Annotated in this window: 7 protein-coding genes; 5 read left to right on the top strand and 2 right to left on the bottom strand. The window is 47.7% G+C overall.

The window, feature by feature from the left end; translation table 11 throughout:
* The first annotated feature begins 86 nt into the window (after window positions 1-86).
* Complete coding sequence (locus JEU20_RS14585) at window positions 87-290, top strand: cold-shock protein (RefSeq protein ID WP_198246878.1); 204 nt, start codon at window positions 87-89, stop codon at window positions 288-290.
* 6 nt (window positions 291-296) lie between these two features.
* Here JEU20_RS14585 and JEU20_RS14590 read toward each other — a convergent pair whose 3' ends face one another.
* Window positions 297-1,793 (bottom strand): cobyric acid synthase, encoded by a 1,497-nt coding sequence (locus JEU20_RS14590; RefSeq protein WP_198246880.1) that lies wholly within the window; start codon window positions 1,791-1,793, stop codon window positions 297-299.
* A gap of 340 nt (window positions 1,794-2,133) precedes the next feature.
* On the opposite strand from JEU20_RS14590, the gene cbiB reads away from it, so the two are divergent.
* The 4 genes from cbiB to phoR all read left to right on the top strand — a co-directional run bounded on the left by cbiB (window position 2,134) and on the right by phoR (window position 6,287).
* On the top strand, window positions 2,134-3,048 hold the full coding sequence (gene cbiB / locus JEU20_RS14595) for an adenosylcobinamide-phosphate synthase CbiB (protein WP_198246881.1): 915 nt from the start codon (window positions 2,134-2,136) through the stop codon (window positions 3,046-3,048).
* Complete coding sequence (gene cobD, locus JEU20_RS14600) at window positions 3,041-4,021, top strand: threonine-phosphate decarboxylase CobD (protein ID WP_198246882.1); 981 nt, start codon at window positions 3,041-3,043, stop codon at window positions 4,019-4,021. Before cbiB ends, cobD begins: the two co-directional genes overlap by 8 nt.
* 302 nt (window positions 4,022-4,323) lie before the next feature.
* Window positions 4,324-5,019 carry a phosphate regulon transcriptional regulator PhoB gene (gene phoB / locus JEU20_RS14605; RefSeq protein WP_198246884.1) on the top strand — a complete coding sequence of 232 codons (696 nt, stop codon included), beginning with the start codon at window positions 4,324-4,326 and terminating at the stop codon, window positions 5,017-5,019.
* Window positions 5,016-6,287, top strand: a complete 1,272-nt coding sequence (gene phoR / locus JEU20_RS14610) for a phosphate regulon sensor histidine kinase PhoR (RefSeq protein WP_198246886.1) — start codon at window positions 5,016-5,018, stop codon at window positions 6,285-6,287. Before phoB ends, phoR begins: the two co-directional genes overlap by 4 nt.
* On the opposite strand, the gene JEU20_RS14615 is transcribed toward phoR, so the two are convergent.
* On the bottom strand, window positions 6,288-7,395 hold a 1,108-nt coding region (locus JEU20_RS14615; RefSeq protein ID WP_198246887.1), incomplete at its 5' end, for a mannose-1-phosphate guanylyltransferase/mannose-6-phosphate isomerase. It abuts the gene before it with no gap.

Consider the following 7,395-nt stretch of genomic DNA (forward strand, 5'->3'; position numbering starts at 1 on the left):
ATACTGCCATCAGATTGCAGATAAGCCGTTCAGGTGATTATTTGCCATTCTGTATTTGTATTGATTTATTTTAAGGAGTTCTCCAAATGGCAACGGGTACTGTTAAATGGTTTAATAATTCAAAAGGTTTTGGTTTTATTGAACCGGATGAAGGCAATGAAGATGTATTCGTACACTATTCAGTAATCAGTGGCGATGGCTTCAAGACATTATCACCTGGACAGGCGGTTGAATTTGACATTGAGACCGGCCCTAAAGGACTGACAGCAGCCAATGTACAACCGCAATAACATACACTAAAAGGCGCATTCTGCGCCTTTTTTGTACGCGGCATTTTTCGCTATGGCTTTATTCAGCCGCTTGAAATCAAAATAACGCTCAACCGCATCGGCAATCATATTGATGCCCTGCTCGCGTTTTTCATGCAAATCGAGCTGTGTTGTGCCGCGATACCCCGCCCAGGCCAACAACTGCTGGCGGGCTTCGGCCTGATCGAACAGGCCGTGCAAATAACAACCCATAACCTGATTATCTTCTGAACGCGCACCATCCTGGCTGGTGCCATAATCTATAACCGCTCTTTGCGTATCCGGGCCGGTTGAAAGACCGGCATGAATCTCGTAACCGACTACCTCAATCTCACCACGCCACAGACGCCCTTGCCGCTGCATCAAGCATTTTTCGCGATGTAAAACGGTTTCAATATCTAGCCAACCCAACCCTGCGCTGACACCCGCCTCACCTTCAATCCCTTGCGGATCATGAATTTGGCTCCCCAGCATTTGATAGCCACCACAAATACCTAATACTTTTCCACCATAGCGCAAATGCCGGTTCAAATATGCCGGCCAACCTTGCTGTTTCAGCCAATACAAATCATCCCGAACTGATTTACTGCCGGGCAAAATGACAAGATCGGCCGCCGGCGCCGTATCGGCATGTTTGACAAAATGCAATTGCACATCCGGTTGCAAGTGCAACGGGTCAAAATCGGTATGATTACTAATGCGCGGCAAGGCTGGAATGACGATATTGAACGATTGCACATCGGCATGCTGGCTGACCGCAATCTGTTTCAAGCTGTCTTCCGCTTCCAGGTAAAAATCCTGCAAATAGGGCAATACCGCCAACACCGGCTTCCCGGTTTTCTGTTCCAACCAATCCAGCCCGGGTTGTAAAATGTCAATATCGCCCCGAAAACGGTTAATCACAAAGCCTACCACACGCTGCCGCTCGCTTTCTGACAACAGCGCCAAGGTACCAACCAAGTGAGCGAAAACGCCGCCTTTATCAATATCGGCAATCAATATCACGGGACAATCAACACTCTCAGCAAAGCCCATGTTAGCAATATCGCCCTCACGTAAATTGATTTCGGCGGGGCTGCCTGCACCTTCTACGATGACTTTGTCATAACACTGACTCAAACGCCGCCAGGATTCTAAGACCGCCCGCTGCGCCTGTTTTTTGTAGGCATGGTATTGTTGCGCACTCAGATTTTTATAAGCCTTACCATGAATAATGACCTGCGCGGTTTTATCGGAATTTGGCTTTAACAAGACCGGATTCATATCGGTATGCGGTTTTAAATAGCAGGCCGCGGCCTGTACCGCCTGCGCCCGGCCAATTTCGCCGCCATCTTCGGTAACAGCGCTGTTCAAGGCCATATTCTGCGGTTTGAACGGCGCGACGCGAATATTCCGGCGCGCATAATAACGGCACAAGGCTGTCACTAGGGCACTTTTTCCAGCATCGGAGGTAGTGCCTTGCACCATCAGGGTTTGAGCCTTCATTCTTGTGCAACATCCTTTTTCATTGTCGATTACGATCCTCTAAAAAACGATTAAAATATCATAACTACCCACACGGTAATCATTTAGTGGAGATAGGGTATTGATTTTTCAGGCTTGTGCAACAAGGATGTTGAACAGAGCTACATGGATGTATCTACGCGTCCTGAAAAATCAATACCCTATCTCCAGTGCTTCTGAAGGCGTGAATAGTTACAGAATATCAAAGAAAACAGTAACACGTTAAATTGTTGGGAGAGCCTTAAGCCATTACTTGTTAATAGGGTGATTGCACTTTATTCCATTTGAATTTAACCCCGGAATATGGCATTGTGCGCTTCCCATGACGATAACCCTGACTATTATACTCGCGATTATTCTGGATTATCGCCTCGGTGAGCCGAAGCGATATCATCCGCTGGTGGGCTTTGGCTGGCTGGCAAACAATCTCGAATCACGCCTCTGTCACCCTGAACACAGCCCTGCCCGACAGAAACTTCTGGGTATGCTGGCATGGGCGCTGTTGACCCTACCCTTGCCATTGTTAATGCTGTCTTTCCATTTACCGGCAACAACCGAACTAACCGTCAATAGCCTGGTGCTGTATTTATGCATTGCACCCAGTAGCCTGAAACAACATGCCAACAGGGTGTACCAGGCACTGCAAACCCAGCCAATCGAACAGGCTCGCGCCGCTGTAGGTTATATGGTCAGTCGTAACACAGACCAAATGGACGTCCGACAAATCCAAAATGCCGCAATTGAATCGGTTCTGGAAAATGGTGCCGATGCTGTGTTCGCACCTCTCTTCTGGTTTGTGCTGGCAGGGCCTGCCGGCGTAATTTTTTATCGCTTGAGCAATACACTCGATGCGATGTGGGGGTATAAAAATGCTCGCTATCGCTTTTTTGGGCGTTTTGCTGCCCGTATGGATGATAGTCTAAACTACATCCCTGCGCGCTTGACCGCCTTGTCCTACGCGTTGATGGGACAGACACGGCTGGCGTTGTCCTGTTGGAAAATGCAAGCCCGTCTGCTGGAAAGCCCGAATGCCGGGCCGGTGATGACCAGCGGCGCCGGTGCATTAAACAGACAGCTTGGCGGACCGGCGGTTTATCATGGTCGCTTTCGACAAAAACCCTGGTTTGGCAGCCAACACTTAACGCAAAGCGACGATATCGTTAAAGCCAATCAGCTCGTAGAGCGATCGCTGCTATGTTGGTGCGTCGTCATCGCTATCGGAGATTATTTTGCTTGACCATGGCGGCCAACTGCAACAAGCGGCTAAACACTATCGCATCCCATTAGCCGGCTGGCTGGATTTATCTACCGGCATCAATCCTGATGGCTGGCCAGTACCGCCGATTCCGGCGCATTGTTGGCAACGTTTACCGGAAGATAATGACGGCCTAATTCAAGCGGCGGCATCCTATTATGGCAACCCGGCTATTTTACCGGTTGCAGGAAGCCAGGCCGCCATTCAAACCCTGCCGATGTTACGTCCACCTTGCCGCGTCACCTTGTTGACGCCCGCCTATGCCGAACACGCCGCGAACTGGCAGCAGGCCGGTCACAAAATCCGTCAGGTCCAAAGCCAACAAATCGATGCGGTATTACCGGAAACCGATGTTCTGGTCATTATCAATCCAAACAATCCGACTGGCGAAATCTTTAGCCGCTCCCGCCTGCTTGACTGGCACAGGCAACTGCAAAAACGCAGTGGCTGGCTAATTATCGATGAGGCCTTTATCGATTGTCAGCCTGAATACAGTCTGAGCACGGAGCCAAGCCGGAAGGGACTGATTATTTTACGCTCTATCGGCAAGTTTTTTGGTCTGGCCGGGATTCGTTGCGGCTTTGTCATTGCAGAACCGAATCTCTTATCTCGATTACAGCGCCAGCTTGGCCCCTGGCGCATCAGCCATCCCGCTCGCCATGTGGCAAAACTGGCCTTGCAAGACAGCGACTGGCAACAACAAACACGGCATCGACTCCGACATCAGTCGCAGCAATTAAAATGTCTTCTGACGCAGCATGGTCTAACCCCTACCGGCGGAACTGACTTGTTTCAGTGGGTTAAAACTCAAAAAGCTGAGAGCCTGTTTCAGCATCTGGCGAAACAAGGTATTCTGATTCGCTTGTTTGAATCGCCTGAGAGCGTCCGCTTTGGACTGCCGGCAACGCCAGAACAATGGCAAAGGCTTGATGTCAACTTAAGCAACTTTGTATAACTATACACAGGCTAAAATCAAACACTTACCACGCACCTTTAAAAATTAAATCAACATCTCGCTATAAATGATAAGGTATTGTTTTATAAAATCTTATTTTACATTGTCTATTTTCTGTACGATTTATGAACACGCCTGAATATATGCCTTTTTCAGGGCAAAACAAACACCTCATCCACAGAGTTATCCACAGTTTCTGGGGATAACTGCTCATAGTCTGTTAATGATTGCCATACAATGTCATTGCATTGTCATATAGTTCTGTTACTTTTATCTGTTGCATAAACATTCGAGAAAGCCTCATGCAAAAAACCATTCTGTTAGTTGAAGATGAAGAAGCCATTCTGGAAATGCTGGAAATGATTCTACAACAAGCGGACTTTTCAACCTTGTCTGCAAATACGGCAGAACAGGCACAAGAAATTCTAGCTGACAATACGCCGGATTTAATGGTGCTGGACTGGATGCTACCTGGCATCAGTGGCGTCGAACTTGCCCGCCGCCTGAAAAAAGACCCTACCTTGAAAAAACTGCCCATTATCATGCTGACCGCCCGCGGCGAGGAAGATGACAAAGTCAGGGGGCTTGAAATTGGCGCCGATGATTATATGACTAAGCCATTCTCACCGAAAGAGTTAGTGGCGCGTATTCATGCCGTGTTACGCCGCACGTCGCCAAACAACAACCAACCACTTCTGCAACAAGGCGTGTTTCAACTCAATACGGATAAACATATTCTAACCATCAATAATCAAATCCTGGATGTTAGTCCCCTGGAATTTAAATTGATACACTTTTTTATGCAGAATCCAGACAAGGTATTCAGCCGCACCCAATTATTGGATCAGGTCTGGGGCCGCAGTGTGTATGTCGAAGAACGCACAGTCGATGTGCATATCCGGCGTCTGCGCAAAGTTTTGGCTGAACATGGCTGTAAAGAGGCCATTCAGACGGTTCGCGGCTTCGGCTATCGCTTTTCGGCAACAGAAGACAAATGAATCGCTGGACCCGTGAAATCAAAATTGTCAGTTTCTGGCTGATCATGGCTATTGTGGCCAGCCTGTTTATCGGCCATTTGACTCTACTATTATTGTTGCTTGCCGTTGTGTTATTAATACAACAGAGTCTTCTGATCAATAAACTGGAGCGAAATTTAAGCGTCGGCTATCTGACCGATAATAAACAGGCAAAAGGCATCTGGGAAGAAATTTATCTTCACCTGTATAAAATTCGCAAACGCCAAAAACAAAGCAAGAAAAAGCTCAGCAAAATGCTGGAGCGTTTTCACCGCTCCACCGATGCCCTGCCGGATGCTGCTGTCGTTTTAGGCAAGCATGATGAGATTGAATGGAGCAATAAAGCAGCTCGACAAATATTGGGGCTGAGAAAAAAAGACCGAGGCCAACGCATTATCAATTTGTTGCGCACACCTGTCTTTATTCAGTATTTATTGTCCCGAGATTATAAAGATCCCATCACGATACCCTCCCCTCTCACCGATGAAGCTTTGTTACAAATCAAAATCGTCCCCTATGGTGCAGGGCAACGCCTATTACTAGCAAATGATATTACCCATTTACGTAAACTGGAACAGATGCGTAAAGACTTTGCCGTCAATGTCTCACATGAATTACGAACGCCGCTGACGGTTTTAAAGGGCTATCTGGAGACTTTGAAAGAACAACCTGCACCCAGTCCTTTTTATGCGCGCTGTTTTGATAAAATGGCCTTGCAGACCGAGCGTATGCAAAGCCTGATTGATGATTTGTTATTACTGACCCGGCTGGAAACCCGGGAAAAACACCAGGACTGTGTCGATATTCCAAAACTGTTACGCCAGATTTGTCATGAAGGTCAAATCATCGGTAAAAACGCCCAGCGGATTCAGCTCAATATTCGCTGCACAGATAATCTTCTCGGCGATGAACAGGAGCTGCGCAGTGCCTTCAGCAATTTGCTGGTCAATGCTTTGAAATATTCGCCTGCCGACAAACCCGTTATCGTCACTTGGTCGCGCAGGGACAAGTATCTATGTTTATCCGTGGAAGACCAGGGTGAAGGCATTGCCGGGGCCGATATTCCGCGCATCACCGAACGCTTTTATCGTGTAGATCGAAACCGGTCTAAAAAAATTCAAGGCACAGGACTTGGCCTTTCCATTGTCAAACATGTGTTGGTGCGCCATGATGCCCAATTGAAAATTGAAAGCCAACTGGGCAAGGGCAGTCATTTTTATTGTCTGTTTCCGTTAAGCCATCGATGCTGATTATTGGCGGCCATAATCATCCTGGAACCGGATAATATCGTCTTCACCAAGATAGCTGCCGGATTGAACTTCAACAATTTCCAGTGGAATCACGCCGGGATTGTGCAAACAATGCGTCACCCCTAATGGAATATAAGTGGATTCATTTTCGGTCAACAGAATCTTTTCATCATCGCGCGTCACCATCGCCGTCCCTTTCACCACAATCCAATGTTCGGCGCGATGATGATGCTTTTGCAGCGATAATTTCGCCCCTGGATTAACCACAATGCGTTTAGTCTGATGGCGCTCACCCTGCTCAATGCAATGATAATAGCCCCAAGGCCGGTAAACCTTACGATGCAAAGTCGCCTCGGGCCGTTGCCGTTGTTTTAATTGCTCTACAGCATCCTTGACATCTTGCACGCGATCTTTGCTGGCAATCATCACTGCATCATCGGTTTCAATCACGACCAGATTTTCGACTCCGACAGTCACCAGTAATTTATTACCCGCCATCAAAAATGAATCACGTGTATCAAGTGCTATCACATCACCGCTGACAGCATTGCCGGCCTCGTCCTTATCGGTGATATCCCATAGCGCCGACCAGGAGCCAATATCGTTCCAACCGGCATCGAGTGGAATCATAACGGCGCGATCAGTTTTTTCCATCACCGCATAATCGATAGAATCGGCAGGACAGGCCAAAAAGGCCTCTTTATCTGGCCGTAGAAAATCTCTATCTTGTTCGGTTTTTGCAAGGGCATTTTCACACGCTTGCAGAATATCCGGCCGATAGTTTGCCAGTTCCTCAAGATAGCGCCCGGCCTTAAACATAAACATGCCGCTGTTCCAGAAATAATCACCGCTATCCAAATAGGTTTTAGCCGTATCCCTATCCGGCTTTTCGACAAATGCTTGAATATGAAAACTCTGCTCATCAGCCGCAGCCCCAGTATTGATATAACCATAACCTGTTTCTGGTGCAGTCGGCACAATTCCAAATGTCACCATGTAGCCCTGTTCAGCTAGGCTATTTGCTTTCGCCACCACCTGTCTAAATACCTCAGGCTGCGTAATCACATGGTCGGCCGGCAGTATCAACAAAATATCTTCCGCATCACTA

This window comes from methane-oxidizing endosymbiont of Gigantopelta aegis, from assembly GCF_016097405.1.
Lineage (GTDB): Bacteria > Pseudomonadota > Gammaproteobacteria > Methylococcales > Methylomonadaceae > Methylomarinum.